This window comes from Escherichia sp. Lx600-2 (assembly GCF_036662595.1).
GTDB lineage: Bacteria > Pseudomonadota > Gammaproteobacteria > Enterobacterales > Enterobacteriaceae > Escherichia > Escherichia coli.
In genome coordinates this window covers 13,601-30,125 of record NZ_JAYQWM010000050.1, presented here as the reverse complement: position 1 = coordinate 30,125, position 16,525 = coordinate 13,601, and the positions used below count along the sequence as shown (strand labels likewise).

Below are 16,525 nucleotides of genomic sequence, written 5' to 3'. Positions count from 1 at the left end.
CTGATAGAAACAGAAGCCACTGGAGCACCTCAAAAACACCATCATACACTAAATCAGTAAGTTGGCAGCATCACCCATTTTTGCATTACTAATAAGAAAAAGCAAAAAACATCGATATTCATTTTTGATCAATGATTTTTCTGGCATATCGTTATTATCGTGCTATTGGTTATCATTTTCATCTTGCCAGGATCGCACATAATCTCATTATTCGGGGACTTTATCTGCGGGATATTACCCTTCAGGTAAGTCCTTTTCTCGCCAGCATATTGGAGCGTGATCAATATTGATCAGCTGTGAAGGGGGTGATGTGTAGTGGAACAAAAACTTACGTTATATCACTACTAATGAGATATCCGTCATCTGAACACTGATGTCTTTAATTATTCTGGTGGTTCACTGTAGGCAATAAGCACAAAAGTGTAGGATGTTACAAGAATGATTAGGACTCGGTGAAATGAAAAATCCACGCAATTGCGTGGATTTTATATACTTTTGCGCTCTTCATGAGATTTAGCGAAACCTCATGAGACAACAAATTAATTAGACGTTGAACAGGAAGTTCATCACATCGCCATCTTTAACGATGTAATCTTTACCTTCTGCACGCATTTTGCCTGCTTCTTTCGCGCCTTGTTCACCTTTGTAATTGATGAAATCTTCAAACGAGATGGTTTGTGCACGGATAAAGCCTTTTTCAAAATCAGTATGGATTTTGCCCGCTGCCTGCGGCGCGGTTGCTCCAACCGGAATGGTCCATGCACGCACTTCTTTCACCCCAGCGGTGAAGTAAGTTTGCAGGTTCAGCAGCTTATAACCGGCACGGATCACACGGTTCAGGCCCGGCTCTTCCAGCCCAAGCTCCTGCATAAACTCGTCACGTTCTTCGTCGTCCAGTTCGGCAATGTCTGCTTCAACAGCAGCACAAACCGGAACCACAACAGAACCTTCTTTCGCCGCGATTTCACGCACCTGGTCAAGATATGGGTTGTTTTCAAAACCGTCTTCGTTGACGTTGGCGATGTACATTGTTGGTTTCAGCGTCAGGAAGCTCAGGTAACGAATAGCCGCTTTCTCTTCAGCGCTTAAATCCAGCGCGCGCAGCATACCTGCGTTTTCCAGCTGGGGCAGGCATTTTTCCAGGACCGCCAGCTCAGCTTTCGCGTCTTTATCGCCACCTTTGGCTTTCTTCTGTACGCGATGAATCGCACGTTCGCAGGTGTCGAGGTCTGCCAGCGCCAGTTCGGTGTTGATAACTTCAATATCGTCAGCCGGGTTAACTTTGCCGGAAACGTGAATGATGTTGTCATTTTCAAAGCAGCGAACAACGTGACCGATCGCTTCGGTTTCACGGATGTTGGTCAGGAACTGGTTACCCAGACCTTCGCCTTTCGATGCGCCTTTTACCAGACCGGCGATATCGACAAATTCCATGGTCGTGGGAAGCGTACGTTGCGGTTTTACGATTTCAGCCAGTTGATCCAGGCGAGGATCAGGCATTGGTACGACGCCTGTGTTCGGCTCAATGGTGCAGAATGGAAAGTTGGCCGCTTCAATACCGGCTTTGGTCAGCGCGTTGAACAGGGTAGATTTCCCGACGTTGGGCAAACCGACGATACCGCATTTGAATCCCATGATTTAAATCACCTTAATATCTTAATAATCAACCTGTTATTGCTAACAGATTGCAGAAATGGAAATAACTTTGCCTATTATACACGGCACTCGGCAAAAATGCCGCAGACAACGACTTATTGCGCTTTAAAGGCGTGCAATCGGTTCGTTGCTTTGGTCAAGCCATCTGTAAACCACATTTCAGTACAACGCGCCGCTTCGTCGATGGCTTCATCAATTAACTTCTGTTCACTAACAGGCGGTTTGCCTAACACAAAACCAACAACTTTATTTTTATCGCCCGGATGACCGATTCCGATGCGTAAACGGTGAAAGTTAGGGTTATTACCCAATTTACTGATGATGTCTTTCAGTCCATTGTGACCACCATGGCCACCGCCCAACTTAAATTTGGCGACGCCAGGAGGCAGATCCAGTTCGTCGTGGGCCACCAGAATTTCGTCCGGATTAATGCGGAAAAAACTGGCCATCGCCGCAACGGCTTTGCCGCTGAGATTCATAAATGTAGTCGGGACTAACAGGCGAACATCTTCGCCTCCAAGGGTGACTCGCGAAGTATAACCAAAGAATTTAGCCTCTTCGCGCAGCGGAGCGCGCAAACGCTCTGCCAGTAAGTCAACGAACCAGGCACCAGCATTATGTCGCGTTGCGGCGTATTCAGCACCGGGGTTCGCCAGGCCGACAATCAATTTAATCGTCACGTTTTTTTGTCCTGAGTGTGTACATAACTGGCGCGTAGTTTACTGGTTGCGGCCCCGCTTGACAAAAAACTGCGTATCAAATGCAGATAACGTAATAATTGCCTGAGTGGACTATTAGAAAGTAAAGGTGTTCAGGCGTTTATTTGTAAAGTTTTGTTGAAATAAGGGTTGTAATTGTGATCACGCCCGCACATAACCCACAGGGTGTTGTCTATACTTTACACATAAGGAAGAGGGGTATTCCCTGTTACAACCCAGAAAGTTCCGGAGGTGACATATGAAACGCAAAAACGCTTCGTTACTCGGTAACGTGCTCATGGGGTTGGGTCTGGTGGTAATGGTGGTCGGCGTGGGGTATTCAATCCTCAACCAGTTACCACAGTTTAATATGCCCCAGTATTTCGCACATGGTGCAGTGCTAAGTATTTTCGTCGGTGCCATTCTCTGGCTGGCGGGTGCCCGTGTTGGTGGGCATGAACAGGTGTGCGACCGTTACTGGTGGGTTCGCCACTATGACAAACGTTGCCGCCGTAGCGATAATCGCCGTCATAGCTAACAAATAATGCAGTTTGCTGACCAGTCAGTTTGCGCTGACTGGTCAATCTCGTACTTATAAATCCGCCATCGCCGCGCGACGATTCGGGAAGAACGCGAGGCGTCCCGGGATCGGTTGAATGCCTGCGCGAGCCATAGTGCGCAGTGGCTGGAATTCCACGTTGCACACGCGCAGTTCACATCCTTCGGGCAGACGCTTCACAAAACGCTGGAACGCATCAAGACCACCAGCATCAAGTACCGGAACGGCATCCCACTTCAGAATCACAATCCGTTTGCCTTCAAGACGTGACTCCAGGTCCGTGAATAAGCCTTCAGCAGCAGCAAAAAACAGCGGGCCAATAACGCGCAGAACCAGGACATCGTCTGGAACATCTACGACTACCGGTGCCAGGCGAGTCATACGTGCGATACGACGCATAAACAGCAGCGATGCCAGCACGATCCCCACGCTGATGGCAATAACCATATCAAACAGCACGGTCAGCGACATGCACAGCAGCATGACAATGATGTCATCTTTCGGTGCATGACGCAGCAAGTCGACCACTTTATGCGCTTCACTCATGTTCCACGCCACCATCAACAGCAGGGCTGCCATAGCGGAAAGCGGCAGCCAGGAGAGCAGCGGTGCCAGTACCAGCAGGGCAAGAATAACCAGAATAGAGTGGATCACCGCCGAGATAGGGGAAGTTGCCCCGGCACGGACGTTAGCGGCAGAACGCGCGATGGCAGCGGTAGCGGTAATACCACCAAAGAACGGAGCGATGATATTCCCCAGTCCCTGTCCAACCAGTTCGCTATTCGCCTTGTGTTTCGTCCCGGTCATACCATCCAGCACCACGGCGCAGAGCAGAGATTCGATTGCGCCGAGCATTGCCATTGAGAATGCCGCAGGCAGCAGTGTGCGAATAGAATCCCAGGTTAGCGTGAATTCTGAATTAGGCAGATCCCACGGCAGCACCAGTTGCGGCAGCAGTTGCGGAATACCGTTACCCTGAGAACCATCGGCCAGGACGTAGTGGAATTGCGAACCGATGGTTGCAACATGTCCGCCGAGCAGGTTAACAATCCCCATCACCGCGCAACCAGCCAGCAAGGCCGGAAGGTGGCCAGGTAAACGAATGCCCAGACGCGGCCAGAAAACCAGAATGCCAAGCGTCACAATGCCAATGGCAGCATCACCCACATTAATGGTCGGCAGCGCCATAAATAATGCACCGACTTTTTGTATATAATGTTCCGGGACATGGGCCATTTGCAGACCGAGAAAATCTTTAATCTGCATGGTACCGATGGTGATCCCGATACCCGAGGTGAAACCTAAGGTGACGGAAACCGGAATATACTCAATCAGGCGACCAAAGCGTGCCAGACCCATCAGAATCAAAAAGATCCCCGACAGCAAGGTCGCAACCAGCAGTCCTGCCAGTCCAAACTGTTGCGACACGGGATAGAGAATTACCACAAATGCCGCAGTCGGACCGGAAACGCTAAAGCGTGACCCACCCGTCAGAGCAATGACAATCCCCGCAACAGCTGCGGTATATAAACCGTACTGGGGTGCCACACCACTACCAATAGCCAACGCCATCGCCAGCGGGATAGCAATAATCCCGACGGTTATCCCGGCAATCAGGTCACGGGTAAACCGTGCGGCAGTATATTTTTCTTTCCAGCAAGCGTCGATCAGAGCGCGGAAAGGCATCACATGTGAGGAAAATATTTTGTTCACAATAATGTTTCATCCGTGAGCGCATCATCTGTCAACTAAATGGCAGGTGAAGGAGGCATAGGTCATACAAATGGATATTACAGACAAAAAAACCCGCCGCAGCGGGTCTTTGAGCCGGGTTCGATTAGTGTTCGAACATGGCAGAGATCGATTCTTCGTTGCTGATACGACGAATCGCTTCGGCCAGCATACCTGACAGGGTCAGAGTACGCACGTTCGGCAGTGATTTGATTTCATCGCTCAGCGGAATGGTATCGCAGACAACGACTTCATCAATTACAGAGTTACGCAGGTTGTTCGCCGCGTTGCCAGAGAAGATCGGGTGAGTCGCGTACGCAAATACACGTTTAGCACCACGTTCTTTCAGAGCTTCAGCAGCTTTACACAGCGTACCGCCAGTGTCGATCATATCATCGACCAGTACGCAGTCACGACCTGCAACGTCACCGATGATATGCATCACCTGGGAAACGTTCGCACGCGGACGACGTTTGTCGATGATTGCCATATCGGTATCGTTCAGCAGCTTAGCGATAGCGCGGGCACGCACAACGCCGCCGATGTCCGGAGAAACCACAATTGGGTTATCCAGATTCAGCTGCAGCATGTCTTCCAGCAGGATCGGGCTACCAAATACGTTATCAACCGGAACGTCGAAGAAACCCTGAATCTGTTCAGCGTGCAGATCCACTGTCAGCACACGGTCAACACCGACGCTGGAGAGGAAGTCTGCAACCACTTTCGCAGTGATTGGTACACGAGCGGAACGGACGCGACGGTCCTGGCGCGCATAGCCAAAGTAGGGGATAACAGCGGTGATACGACCTGCGGAAGCACGACGCAGGGCATCAACCATAACGACTAATTCCATCAGGTTGTCGTTAGTAGGGGCACAAGTGGACTGGATGATGAAAATATCACCACCGCGTACATTTTCATTAATTTGTACGCTGACTTCGCCATCGCTAAAGCGACCTACAGCGGCGTCGCCGAGTGAAGTGTACAGGCGGTTGGCAATACGTTGTGCTAGTTCCGGGGTGGCGTTACCAGCAAAAAGCTTCATATCAGGCACGAGAAGAACCTCAGGCATGCGTCCATTGGTGGAAAGAATCTGCCGAAAACTGTGCGGGCCAGGCATGATCCTTTCCAGGCGGTGTATTAAAGAGCGCGATGCAACGTCTGGAACAAGGTGACGTTGTCACCGAAACTCAGCTTGCCCGGCTTAAAGCATGGCTCTGTGCAATGGGGAAAGATTAGCGCCTTTCGCCACAAAGCCATTGAGCCATTCCGGGGCTTGCTCTAGCACCTGGCGGGCTTCAGACTCTGTATCAAATTCAGCAAAGACACAGGCCCCTGTCCCAGTCAGGCGCGACGGGGCGTATTCTAACAGCCAGGAAAGCACCGCATCAACCTCGCGAAAACGTTTTCTTGCGATAACCTCGCAATCATTGCTGAATTCACATTTTAGCAACGTTTCTATTGACCTTTTTGGCGTATTGCGCGGGAGTTCAGGATCTTTAAAAATCACCGGAGTCGGAATACTTACACCAGGGTGCGCCACCAGATACCACTTCTCTGGCGGATCCACCGGGGTTAGTATTTCACCAACGCCTTCGGCAAACGCGGCATGCCCCCGAACAAAGACAGGAACATCTGCGCCCAGCGTCAGCCCCATTTCCGCCAGCTCATCCATGCTTAGCCCGCATTGCCAGAGATGATTTAATGCCACCAGGACCGTCGCGGCATTGGATGAACCACCGCCGAGACCGCCGCCCATCGGCAAACGCTTGTCAATGCTGATATTCGCACCGCTTCCCGTCGGAAGACGCCCGCTGTCTGCCGCAGTTTTCATCAACAACCGCGCTGCGCGAACGATCAGGTTATCTTCATGTTCCACGCCTTCAACGGGCGTTAACAGACGGATATCCCCATCGTCACGAAGCTCAATGCTGATGGTGTCGCCGTAATCAAGAAACTGAAACAGCGTTTGCAGCGTGTGGTAACCATCCGCACGCTGACCGGTAATGTATAAAAACAGATTAAGTTTTGCCGGAGAGGGCCACTGTGTCCGCATTATTTCACTATCCAGTTATCCATTTTTAACTTGATGCGTTGACCACCGTCGGTGAGTTCCATATTGGCTGGCATCGCAGGTTGCGTTTTGGTGTCATAACCACCATAAATAACCTTCCAGTTTTTGCCATTCTGGCTGTAGGTAATTTCGCTCAGGCGGTACTGGTCGTCCAGTTTGTAGTCGGTTGCATCACCCGGTAAACCTAAAATCCACTGGCGCAAGCTGTTGAGCGGAATTGGCATTCCAGTCAATTTGCCAATCATCTCTTCGGCGTCATCGGCGGTATAACGCTGACCTTTATTGTCGACTAACTGCACGTTACCCGGTTGAGCATTCAGCTCCAGTTCCGTGCTGCCCAATGGGTTAGTGAGCAGCAGACGGTAGCGATCCTGGCCGGTTTGCTGCCAGAAAAAGCGGGCGTACACTTTTTGTTGGTCAGAAATATAAGCGAACGCGCCGCGAGTCTGATACTGATTAAGATTGCGCACGTCTTGCTGATGCTGACGCCATTGTGGCGAATCCGGGCTTTTGCCAGGACCTTTGGGCGTGGTAACGGAACAGGCAGTGAGCACAAGAGCAGCCAGCGGTAGCAGGCGGATAAGACGAAAATCGGGCAGGGGCATAGTGATGACAAGTCCTTGAGATACGTTGCAGTTATAACCCTTAATGCTAGCGTTACCGTCCGCTATCGTCTATGTTCAAGTTGTCTTAATTGCCAGAATCTAACGGCTTTCGGCAATTACTCCAAAAGGGGGCGCTCTCTTTTATTGATCTTACGCATCCTGTATGATGCAAGCAGACTAACCCTATCAACGTTGGTATTATTTCCCGCAGACATGACCCTTTTAGCACTCGGTATCAACCATAAAACGGCACCTGTATCGCTGCGAGAACGTGTATCGTTTTCGCCGGATAAGCTCGATCAGGCGCTTGACAGCCTGCTTGCGCAGCCGATGGTGCAGGGCGGCGTGGTGCTGTCGACGTGCAACCGCACGGAACTTTATCTTAGCGTTGAAGAGCAGGATAACCTGCAAGAGGCGTTAATCCGCTGGCTTTGCGATTATCACAATCTTAATGAAGAAGATCTGCGTAAAAGCCTCTACTGGCATCAGGATAACGACGCGGTTAGCCATTTAATGCGTGTTGCCAGCGGCCTGGATTCACTGGTTCTTGGGGAGCCGCAGATCCTCGGTCAGGTTAAAAAAGCGTTTGCCGATTCGCAAAAAGGCCATATGAAGGCCAGCGAACTGGAACGCATGTTCCAGAAATCTTTCTCTGTAGCGAAACGCGTTCGCACTGAAACAGATATCGGTGCCAGCGCTGTGTCTGTCGCTTTTGCGGCTTGTACGCTGGCGCGGCAGATCTTTGAATCGCTCTCTACGGTCACAGTGTTGCTGGTAGGCGCGGGCGAAACCATCGAGCTGGTAGCGCGTCATCTGCGCGAACATAAAGTACAGAAGATGATTATCGCCAACCGCACTCGCGAACGTGCCCAAATTCTGGCAGATGAAGTCGGCGCGGAAGTGATTGCCCTGAGTGATATCGACGAACGTCTGCGCGAAGCCGATATCATCATCAGTTCCACCGCCAGCCCGTTACCGATTATCGGGAAAGGCATGGTGGAGCGCGCATTAAAAAGCCGTCGCAACCAACCAATGCTGTTGGTGGATATTGCCGTTCCGCGCGATGTTGAGCCGGAAGTTGGCAAACTGGCGAATGCTTATCTTTATAGCGTTGATGATCTGCAAAGCATCATTTCACACAACCTGGCGCAACGTAAAGCCGCAGCGGTTGAGGCGGAAACTATTGTCGCTCAGGAAACCAGCGAATTTATGGCGTGGCTGCGAGCACAAAGCGCCAGCGAAACCATTCGCGAGTATCGCAGCCAGGCAGAGCACGTTCGCGATGAGTTAACCGCCAAAGCGTTAGCGGCCCTTGAGCAGGGCGGCGACGCGCAAGCCATTATGCAGGATCTGGCATGGAAACTGACTAACCGCTTGATCCATGCGCCAACGAAATCACTTCAACAGGCTGCCCGTGACGGGGATAACGAACGCCTGAATATTCTGCGCGACAGCCTCGGGCTGGAGTAGCAGTACATCATTTTCTTTTTTTACAGGGTGCATTTACGCCTATGAAGCCTTCTATCGTTGCCAAACTGGAAGCCCTGCATGAACGCCATGAAGAAGTTCAGGCGTTGCTGGGTGACGCGCAAACTATCGCCGACCAGGAACGTTTTCGCGCATTATCACGCGAATATGCGCAGTTAAGTGATGTTTCGCGCTGTTTTACCGACTGGCAACAGGTTCAGGAAGATATCGAAACCGCACAGATGATGCTCGATGATCCTGAAATGCGTGAGATGGCGCAGGATGAACTGCGCGAAGCTAAAGAAAAAAGCGAGCAACTGGAACAGCAATTACAGGTTCTGTTACTGCCAAAAGATCCTGATGACGAACGTAACGCCTTCCTCGAAGTCCGAGCCGGAACCGGCGGCGACGAAGCGGCGCTGTTCGCGGGCGATCTGTTCCGTATGTACAGCCGTTATGCCGAAGCCCGCCGCTGGCGGGTAGAAATCATGAGCGCCAGCGAGGGTGAACATGGTGGTTATAAAGAGATCATCGCCAAAATTAGCGGTGATGGTGTATATGGTCGTTTGAAATTCGAATCTGGCGGTCATCGCGTGCAGCGTGTTCCTGCTACGGAATCGCAGGGTCGTATTCATACTTCTGCTTGTACCGTTGCGGTAATGCCAGAACTGCCTGACGCAGAACTGCCGGACATCAACCCAGCAGATTTACGCATTGATACTTTTCGCTCGTCAGGGGCGGGTGGTCAGCACGTTAACACCACCGATTCGGCAATTCGTATTACTCACTTGCCGACCGGGATTGTTGTTGAATGTCAGGACGAACGTTCACAACATAAAAACAAAGCTAAAGCACTTTCTGTACTCGGTGCTCGCATCCACGCTGCTGAAATGGCAAAACGGCAACAGGCCGAAGCGTCTACCCGTCGTAACCTGCTGGGGAGTGGCGATCGCAGCGACCGTAACCGTACTTACAATTTCCCGCAGGGGCGCGTTACCGATCACCGCATCAACCTGACGCTCTACCGCCTGGATGAAGTGATGGAAGGTAAGCTGGATATGCTGATTGAACCGATTATCCAGGAACATCAGGCCGACCAACTGGCGGCGTTGTCCGAGCAGGAATAATGGAATATCAACACTGGTTACGTGAAGCAATAAGCCAACTTCAGGCGAGCGAAAGCCCGCGGCGTGATGCTGAAATCCTGCTGGAGCATGTTACCGGCAGAGGGCGTACTTTTATTCTCGCCTTTGGTGAAACGCAGCTGACTGACGAACAATGTCAGCAACTTGATGCGCTACTGACACGTCGTCGCGATGGTGAACCCATTGCTCATTTAACCGGGGTGCGAGAATTCTGGTCGTTGCCGTTATTTGTTTCGCCAGCGACCTTAATTCCGCGCCCGGATACGGAGTGTCTGGTGGAGCAGGCACTGGCGCGGTTGCCTGAACAACCTTGCCGTATTCTCGATCTCGGGACGGGTACCGGGGCGATTGCGCTTGCGCTGGCTAGCGAGCGCCCGGACTGCGAAATTATCGCTGTAGATCGTATGCCTGATGCTGTCTCCCTGGCACAACGTAATGCCCAGCATCTGGCGATCAAAAATATCCACATTCTGCAAAGCGACTGGTTTAGCGCGCTAGCCGGGCAGCAGTTTGCGATGATTGTCAGCAATCCGCCGTATATTGACGAGCAGGACCCACATCTTCAACAAGGCGATGTCCGCTTTGAGCCGCTCACTGCGCTGGTTGCGGCAGACAGTGGAATGGCAGACATCGTGCATATCATCGAACAGTCGCGTAACGCGCTGGTATCCGGCGGCTTTCTGCTTCTGGAACATGGCTGGCAGCAGGGCGAAGCGGTGCGACAGGCATTTATCCTCGCGGGGTATCATGACGTCGAAACCTGCCGTGACTATGGTGATAACGAGCGCGTAACGCTCGGCCGCTATTATCAATGACAAGTTTTTCTACACTGCTTAGTGTTCATCTTATTAGTATCGCGCTTTCTGTTGGGCTATTAACCTTACGTTTCTGGCTACGTTATCAGAAGCATCCACAGGCATTTGCTCGCTGGACGCGCATTGTGCCGCCGGTTGTCGATACGGTGTTATTGTTAAGCGGCATTGCGTTGATGGCTAAAGCGCACATCCTGCCATTTTCCGGGCAGGCACAGTGGCTGACTGAAAAGCTGTTTGGAGTTATCATTTATATCGTTTTGGGTTTTATTGCACTCGATTATCGTCGTATGCACAGTCAGCAGGCGCGCATTATTGCCTTCCCGCTGGCGTTGGTGGTGCTGTACATCATCATTAAACTCGCCACCACAAAAGTACCGTTACTGGGGTAAGTCATGAGATCGTTAGCTGATTTCGAATTTAATAAAGCGCCATTGTGCGAAGGCATGATCCTGGCTTGCGAAGCAATCCGCCGCGATTTTCCCTCGCAAGATGTTTACGACGAACTGGAGCGTCTCGTTAGTCTGGCGAAGGAAGAAATCAGCCAGCTTCTGCCTTTAGAAGAGCAGCTGGAAAAACTGATCGCGCTGTTTTACGGCGACTGGGGATTTAAAGCCTCACGCGGCGTTTATCGTCTTTCCGATGCATTATGGCTGGACCAGGTGTTAAAGAATCGACAGGGCAGTGCGGTATCATTAGGTGCGGTTTTATTATGGGTCGCGAATCGTCTCGATTTGCCGCTGCTGCCGGTGATTTTCCCTACGCAGCTGATATTGCGCATTGAATGTCCGGATGGCGAAATTTGGCTGATTAATCCTTTTAACGGTGAATCGTTAAGCGAACATATGCTGGACGTATGGTTAAAGGGAAATATCAGCCCGTCGGCGGAACTGTTTTATGAAGACCTTGATGAAGCTGATAACATTGAGGTAATCCGCAAATTGCTGGATACACTCAAAGCCTCGTTGATGGAAGAAAATCAGATGGAGCTGGCGTTACGCACCAGCGAAGCTTTATTACAATTCAACCCTGAAGATCCCTATGAAATTCGCGATCGCGGGTTGATTTATGCGCAACTGGATTGCGAACACGTTGCGTTGAACGATTTAAGTTATTTCGTTGAACAGTGTCCGGAAGACCCGATCAGCGAAATGATCCGTGCGCAAATAAATAACATCGCGCATAAACATATTGTGCTGCATTAATTAATCGACATTTTACTCAAGATTAAGGCGATCCTATGAAACAAAAAGTGGTTAGCATTGGCGACATCAACGTAGCAAATGACCTGCCGTTCGTACTGTTTGGTGGTATGAACGTGCTGGAATCTCGCGATCTGGCGATGCGCATTTGCGAGCACTACGTAACCGTGACCCAGAAACTGGGTATCCCTTACGTGTTCAAAGCCTCTTTTGACAAAGCCAACCGCTCCTCCATCCACTCTTATCGTGGACCGGGCCTGGAAGAAGGGATGAAAATCTTCCAGGAGTTGAAGCAGACTTTTGGCGTGAAAATTATCACCGACGTTCACGAACCAAGTCAGGCACAGCCCGTTGCTGATGTCGTGGATGTGATTCAGTTGCCGGCGTTTCTTGCTCGCCAGACTGACCTGGTTGAAGCCATGGCGAAAACCGGTGCGGTAATTAACGTCAAGAAACCACAGTTTGTCAGCCCGGGACAGATGGGTAATATCGTTGATAAATTCAAAGAAGGCGGCAACGAAAAAGTGATTCTTTGCGATCGCGGTGCTAACTTCGGCTATGACAACCTGGTTGTCGATATGCTGGGCTTCAGCATTATGAAGAAAGTGTCTGGTAACTCGCCGGTGATTTTCGACGTGACCCACGCACTGCAATGCCGCGATCCTTTTGGCGCAGCTTCCGGCGGTCGTCGTGCTCAGGTGGCTGAGCTGGCACGAGCCGGTATGGCGGTAGGTCTGGCGGGGCTGTTTATTGAAGCGCATCCGGATCCGGAACATGCGAAATGTGATGGTCCATCCGCGCTGCCGCTGGCTAAACTGGAACCGTTCCTCAAGCAGATGAAAGCGATTGATGATCTGGTGAAAGGTTTCGAAGAACTGGATACCAGCAAGTAATCTTTTTGTTTGAAAAATAAAGTCTTAGCGTTCTGCGTTAAGACTTTTTTTATGGGTGCCGGATACAAAAAGGGCCGCAGGCTGTTACCCCTGCGGCCGGTTTCGGGCGCATATTGCCATCACGGCAGCCTGACGCCCGTTTTCATCTTACTTCCGGTTACGCCACCAGCTGACAATCGCTGCGGTAATAATTCCCGCCAGGATCGGTGCTGCCAGGTCGTGCCAGAAAATCATGGCAAACTGCGCGAGCGTCATATAGCCGCCTTGTTGTAATGACAACATTTTGCGGCTATTCTTGAATTGTTGATGGTTCAAGATTAGCCCCCGTTCTGTTGTCAGGTTTTACCTCTCAACGTGCGGGGGTTTTCTCTTTCCAGCAACCAATGCCACCAGGGATAAAGCCCCCGCAACATTGCGCCTCACCGGATAACGCCGGCTTGGTGTGGATACTACGACTCAATTCATCTTCACTTCATCCCTGAAATGTTTGCAATGAAGAGTGCATTCCGGTTTTTCAACAGCTGTTACAGTCGTTTCATGAGTGCTCTGGATGATGCTTCCAGCTCGGGTTGCCAATATTTACTTGTGGAAGTGATAAAGACAAAAATGGCCGCAGGCTGTTACCCCTGCGGCCGGTTTCGGGCGCATATTGCCATCACGGCAGCCTGACGCCCGTTTTCACCTTACTTCCGGTTACGCCACCAGCCGACAATCGCTGCGGTAATAATTCCCGCCAGGATCGGTGCCGCCAGGTCGTGCCAGAAAGTCATGGCAAACTGCGCGAGCGTCATATAGCCGCCTTGTTGTAATGACAACATTTTGCGGCTATTCTTGAAGTGTCTGGTTTCAAGATTAGCCCCCGTTTTGTTGTCAGGTTTTACCTCTCAACGTGCGGGGGTTTTCTCTTTCCAGCAACCAATGCCACCAGGGATAAAGCCCCCGCAACATTGCGCCTCACCGGATAACGCCGGCTTGGTGTGGATACTACGTCTCAATTCATCTTCACTTCATCCCTGAAATGTTTGCAATAAAGAGTACATTCCGGCTTTTCAACAGCTGTTGCAGTGGTTTCGTGCAGGTTGTGGTACAGGCTCGCAATTCTGATTAACGACCTGTCCAGGTAGTATGAAGAAATACAATAAGCAGGAATTTATATTATCTCCCCCGATTTCCGTCATCGGAGGAGATATAACTGTCAGGCAAATATCGTCATCAAATAGGCGGCAAACAGTGCCAGATGCGCTGCGCCATTGAGCACGTTAGTACGTCCGGTGGAGAAGGAGATATGGCACAGCACTAAAGAGGCCACCATCACCACCATTTCTGGCGCACCAAGTGCAAACTGCAATTCGTTACCCGTCATAAATGCAATTAGCGTGACGACAGGTACGGTAAGCGAAATTGTTGCTAACACTGAACCAAAGAACAGATTCATCGCGCGCTGGACCTGGTTGTTCAACACTGCTTTTAATGCACCTAAACCTTCCGGCGACAGAATCAACAGTGCCACCAGGAAGCCAGTAAAGGCGACAGGGGCATTCATGCTGTCGAGCAAAGTCTCCAGCGGGCTGGCGTTCATTTTGGTGACTGCAATAACGGCAATCAGGTGGATAATCAACCAGATAGCATGCCACAGGCTGCTATGGGCAGACGGTTTACCGTGGTGCGGGTCGTCGTCATCACTGTCATCTTCGTGCTCGTAGACAAACAAACTTTGATGCGTTTTGGTCTGGATCAGCAAAAATACGCCATACATTGCCGCAGAAATTAATGCTACCAGTAACGCCTGACCGGTTGAAAAATTCGCCGCAGGCAGAGCCATTGGAAATACCAGTACGATTATCGCCAGGGGGAACAGCGCAATTAAATACTGCTTAATACCAAACAGATTCATATATTGGGTGGCAAACTTACGACCGCCCAACAATAATGAAAAGCCGACCAGCCCACCGGTAACAATCATAATGATCGAATAGAGCGTATCACGCATTAGCGTTGGCGCGGCGTCGCCGGTTGCCATTAAAGCTGAAATCAAACTGACTTCAAGAATAACCACTGAAAGGCTAAGAATAAGCGAACCGTAAGGTTCTCCCAGGCGATGGGCTAATACGTCCGCATGACGGACAACACTAAAGGCGCTACTTAAAATACCAATAAGCGCAAGAAGATTGATGGCAATGACCACTGGTAGTGTCTGGCTGCTTCCCCACAGGAACAGCACTACCAGCGCCAGAACCGGGAAAATAAGCGAAGTCTCCTTGTGGCGGGTTTTTACCGCCTCTTGAGCATTTGACATTATGGTTATCCCTTTGCAGATGAATTTATCGAAAATGTAAAAAATAGGTAGGAAAAATAACAGAAAGTGTCTGGATATCGGTAACATTTTACGAATTTTTACCCCGTTGTCGATTTTTTACTCATTGGGACATAAAAATAAGTAATACGTTTAGACAATGTTTGTTTTAGCGTTTCTTAAGAACAGTCTGACATGAAAATTCTTATGTTTTGGCAAGAGTAGATATTGTTGACCACACTTAATGTTCAACTTTGTAAAAGGAGTCAACGATGCCGTATAAAACGAAAAGCGACCTGCCGGAAAGCGTAAAGCACGTTCTACCGTCTCATGCCCAGGATATCTATAAAGAAGCGTTCAACAGCGCATGGGATCAATATAAAGATAAAGAAGATCGGCGTGATGACGCCAGTCGCGAAGAAACCGCGCATAAAGTGGCCTGGGCTGCTGTGAAGCATGAATATGCCAAAGGGGATGATGATAAATGGCATAAAAAATCGTAAAACCGGTAGCTTAGTTAAAGCTATTCGTGCGGTGTTGCCTTGCAAGTGGTCCGTGGATTGCATATTGTCCCGTTAGTGGTTTCAAAATGAGCAGTAAAAATGTCCGGAAGACACCAAATAGTTGTTGCAGGGAAGTATGCAGTGGCGGAGGTGTAAGGTGATAACGCGTGATTTCTTGATGAATGCCGATTGTAAAACGGCATTTGGTGCCATTGAAGAATCACTCTTATGGTCAGCAGAACAACGGGCGGCTTCGCTGGCGGCGACGCTGGCTTGTCGACCTGATGAGGGACCGGTGTGGATCTTCGGTTATGGATCGTTGATGTGGAATCCGGCACTGGAGTTTACCGAGTCGTGCACCGGTACACTGGTTGGATGGCATCGTGCGTTTTGCCTGCGCCTGACCGCCGGGCGCGGGACTGCGCTCCAGCCGGGACGGATGCTTGCACTGAAAGAGGGCGGACGCACCACAGGCGTCGCCTATCGACTGCCAGAAGAGACGCTGGAGCAGGAACTAACCCTGTTGTGGAAGCGCGAGATGATTACCGGCTGTTATCTGCCAACCTGGTGTCAGCTTGATCTTGATGATGGACGCACAGTAAACGCCATTGTGTTTATTATGGACCCGCGACATCCAGAATATGAATCTGACACTCGCGCTCAGGTCATCGCGCCGTTGATTGCGGCGGCGAGCGGTCCGCTGGGAACCAACGCACAATACCTGTTTTCACTGGAACAGGAGCTTATCAAACTGGGAATGCAGGACGATGGGCTGAATGATTTGCTGGTATCGGTAAAAAAACTGCTGGCGGAGAATTTTCCGGATGGTGTGTTACGGCCGGGATTCGCCTGAGTAAACTTCCCTCATCGTGGGGCGTCAGACGCCC

General features: G+C 50.6%; 18 protein-coding genes. 9 read left to right on the top strand and 9 right to left on the bottom strand.

Translation table 11 applies throughout. The features are described from left to right. Positions 1-543: 543 nt before the first annotated feature. Both ychF and pth read right to left on the bottom strand, forming a co-directional pair. Positions 544-1,635, bottom strand: a complete 1,092-nt coding sequence (gene ychF / locus OQV04_RS16735; protein WP_032280772.1) for a redox-regulated ATPase YchF — start codon at positions 1,633-1,635, stop codon at positions 544-546. 116 nt (positions 1,636-1,751) lie between these two features. Next, a complete protein-coding gene (pth, locus tag OQV04_RS16730; protein ID WP_000152933.1) occupies positions 1,752-2,336 on the bottom strand; it encodes an aminoacyl-tRNA hydrolase in 585 nt (194 codons plus the stop codon). A 277-nt stretch (positions 2,337-2,613) separates the two neighbouring features. Here pth and ychH point away from each other — a divergent pair, with 277 nt between their 5' ends. Continuing rightward, complete coding sequence (gene ychH / locus OQV04_RS16725; RefSeq protein WP_000823885.1) at positions 2,614-2,892, top strand: stress-induced protein YchH; 279 nt, start codon at positions 2,614-2,616, stop codon at positions 2,890-2,892. 54 nt (positions 2,893-2,946) lie between these two features. Here ychH and dauA read toward each other — a convergent pair whose 3' ends face one another. The 4 genes from dauA to lolB all read right to left on the bottom strand — a co-directional run bounded on the left by dauA (position 2,947) and on the right by lolB (position 7,323). Next, on the bottom strand, positions 2,947-4,626 hold the full coding sequence (gene dauA, locus OQV04_RS16720; RefSeq protein WP_072007280.1) for a C4-dicarboxylic acid transporter DauA: 1,680 nt from the start codon (positions 4,624-4,626) through the stop codon (positions 2,947-2,949). A gap of 124 nt (positions 4,627-4,750) precedes the next feature. After that, positions 4,751-5,698 (bottom strand): ribose-phosphate diphosphokinase, encoded by a 948-nt coding sequence (prs, locus tag OQV04_RS16715; protein WP_001298109.1) that lies wholly within the window; start codon positions 5,696-5,698, stop codon positions 4,751-4,753. Between the two features lie 150 nt (positions 5,699-5,848). Continuing rightward, the gene (gene ispE / locus OQV04_RS16710; protein ID WP_001260332.1) at positions 5,849-6,700 is read right to left on the bottom strand and encodes a 4-(cytidine 5'-diphospho)-2-C-methyl-D-erythritol kinase; all 852 of its coding nucleotides are present in this window, start codon (positions 6,698-6,700) and stop codon (positions 5,849-5,851) included. Next, entirely contained in the window at positions 6,700-7,323 is a 624-nt protein-coding gene (gene lolB, locus OQV04_RS16705) for a lipoprotein insertase outer membrane protein LolB (protein WP_023307921.1), read from the bottom strand. The genes ispE and lolB overlap by 1 nt, the downstream gene beginning before the upstream one ends. A 213-nt stretch (positions 7,324-7,536) precedes the next feature. On the opposite strand from lolB, the gene hemA reads away from it, so the two are divergent. From hemA to kdsA, 6 genes are read left to right on the top strand one after another with little or no spacing between them, the layout of a single operon-like run. After that, entirely contained in the window at positions 7,537-8,793 is a 1,257-nt protein-coding gene (hemA, locus tag OQV04_RS16700) for a glutamyl-tRNA reductase (RefSeq protein ID WP_000173196.1), read from the top strand. 41 nt (positions 8,794-8,834) lie between these two features. Beyond that, the gene (gene prfA, locus OQV04_RS16695) at positions 8,835-9,917 is read left to right on the top strand and encodes a peptide chain release factor 1 (RefSeq protein ID WP_000804726.1); all 1,083 of its coding nucleotides are present in this window, start codon (positions 8,835-8,837) and stop codon (positions 9,915-9,917) included. Beyond that, on the top strand, positions 9,917-10,750 hold the full coding sequence (gene prmC, locus OQV04_RS16690) for a peptide chain release factor N(5)-glutamine methyltransferase (protein WP_000456467.1): 834 nt from the start codon (positions 9,917-9,919) through the stop codon (positions 10,748-10,750). Before prfA ends, prmC begins: the two co-directional genes overlap by 1 nt. Next, the gene (gene sirB2 / locus OQV04_RS16685; RefSeq protein WP_000200378.1) at positions 10,747-11,139 is read left to right on the top strand and encodes an invasion regulator SirB2; all 393 of its coding nucleotides are present in this window, start codon (positions 10,747-10,749) and stop codon (positions 11,137-11,139) included. The genes prmC and sirB2 overlap by 4 nt, the downstream gene beginning before the upstream one ends. A 3-nt stretch (positions 11,140-11,142) precedes the next feature. After that, positions 11,143-11,952 (top strand): invasion regulator SirB1, encoded by an 810-nt coding sequence (gene sirB1 / locus OQV04_RS16680; RefSeq protein WP_001257044.1) that lies wholly within the window; start codon positions 11,143-11,145, stop codon positions 11,950-11,952. A 35-nt stretch (positions 11,953-11,987) separates the two neighbouring features. Next, complete coding sequence (kdsA, locus tag OQV04_RS16675; RefSeq protein WP_000811065.1) at positions 11,988-12,842, top strand: 3-deoxy-8-phosphooctulonate synthase; 855 nt, start codon at positions 11,988-11,990, stop codon at positions 12,840-12,842. A gap of 147 nt (positions 12,843-12,989) precedes the next feature. Here the strand turns inward: kdsA and OQV04_RS16670 are convergent, their stop codons facing one another. The 3 genes from OQV04_RS16670 to chaA form a co-directional block, all read right to left on the bottom strand. Beyond that, the gene (locus OQV04_RS16670) at positions 12,990-13,097 is read right to left on the bottom strand and encodes a type I toxin-antitoxin system toxin Ldr family protein (RefSeq protein ID WP_000170955.1); all 108 of its coding nucleotides are present in this window, start codon (positions 13,095-13,097) and stop codon (positions 12,990-12,992) included. 428 nt (positions 13,098-13,525) lie between these two features. Further along, the gene (locus tag OQV04_RS16665) at positions 13,526-13,633 is read right to left on the bottom strand and encodes a type I toxin-antitoxin system toxin Ldr family protein (RefSeq protein ID WP_000170963.1); all 108 of its coding nucleotides are present in this window, start codon (positions 13,631-13,633) and stop codon (positions 13,526-13,528) included. Between the two features lie 404 nt (positions 13,634-14,037). Continuing rightward, positions 14,038-15,138 carry a sodium-potassium/proton antiporter ChaA gene (gene chaA / locus OQV04_RS16660; RefSeq protein WP_001301956.1) on the bottom strand — a complete coding sequence of 367 codons (1,101 nt, stop codon included), beginning with the start codon at positions 15,136-15,138 and terminating at the stop codon, positions 14,038-14,040. A gap of 269 nt (positions 15,139-15,407) precedes the next feature. On the opposite strand from chaA, the gene chaB reads away from it, so the two are divergent. Together chaB and chaC are read left to right on the top strand one after the other, a co-directional pair. Beyond that, positions 15,408-15,638, top strand: coding sequence for a putative cation transport regulator ChaB (gene chaB / locus OQV04_RS16655; protein WP_001146444.1), 231 nt, complete (start codon positions 15,408-15,410; stop codon positions 15,636-15,638). Between the two features lie 157 nt (positions 15,639-15,795). Further along, positions 15,796-16,491 (top strand): glutathione-specific gamma-glutamylcyclotransferase, encoded by a 696-nt coding sequence (gene chaC / locus OQV04_RS16650; RefSeq protein WP_001718152.1) that lies wholly within the window; start codon positions 15,796-15,798, stop codon positions 16,489-16,491. Positions 16,492-16,525: the final 34 nt, after the last annotated feature.

Bases quoted from the DNA above. Each gene is read 5' to 3' on its own strand.
- ychF (WP_032280772.1), bottom strand. From the start codon at position 1,635: ATGGGATTCAAATGCGGTATCGTCGGTTTGCCCAACGTCGGGAAATCT.
- ychH (WP_000823885.1), top strand. From the start codon at position 2,614: ATGAAACGCAAAAACGCTTCGTTACTCGGTAACGTGCTCATGGGGTTG.
- ispE (WP_001260332.1), bottom strand. From the start codon at position 6,700: ATGCGGACACAGTGGCCCTCTCCGGCAAAACTTAATCTGTTTTTATAC.
- lolB (WP_023307921.1), bottom strand. From the start codon at position 7,323: ATGCCCCTGCCCGATTTTCGTCTTATCCGCCTGCTACCGCTGGCTGCT.
- hemA (WP_000173196.1), top strand. From the start codon at position 7,537: ATGACCCTTTTAGCACTCGGTATCAACCATAAAACGGCACCTGTATCG.
- prfA (WP_000804726.1), top strand. From the start codon at position 8,835: ATGAAGCCTTCTATCGTTGCCAAACTGGAAGCCCTGCATGAACGCCAT.
- prmC (WP_000456467.1), top strand. From the start codon at position 9,917: ATGGAATATCAACACTGGTTACGTGAAGCAATAAGCCAACTTCAGGCG.
- sirB2 (WP_000200378.1), top strand. From the start codon at position 10,747: ATGACAAGTTTTTCTACACTGCTTAGTGTTCATCTTATTAGTATCGCG.
- sirB1 (WP_001257044.1), top strand. From the start codon at position 11,143: ATGAGATCGTTAGCTGATTTCGAATTTAATAAAGCGCCATTGTGCGAA.
- kdsA (WP_000811065.1), top strand. From the start codon at position 11,988: ATGAAACAAAAAGTGGTTAGCATTGGCGACATCAACGTAGCAAATGAC.
- OQV04_RS16670 (WP_000170955.1), bottom strand. From the start codon at position 13,097: ATGACGCTCGCGCAGTTTGCCATGATTTTCTGGCACGACCTGGCAGCA.
- OQV04_RS16665 (WP_000170963.1), bottom strand. From the start codon at position 13,633: ATGACGCTCGCGCAGTTTGCCATGACTTTCTGGCACGACCTGGCGGCA.
- chaA (WP_001301956.1), bottom strand. From the start codon at position 15,138: ATGTCAAATGCTCAAGAGGCGGTAAAAACCCGCCACAAGGAGACTTCG.
- chaB (WP_001146444.1), top strand. From the start codon at position 15,408: ATGCCGTATAAAACGAAAAGCGACCTGCCGGAAAGCGTAAAGCACGTT.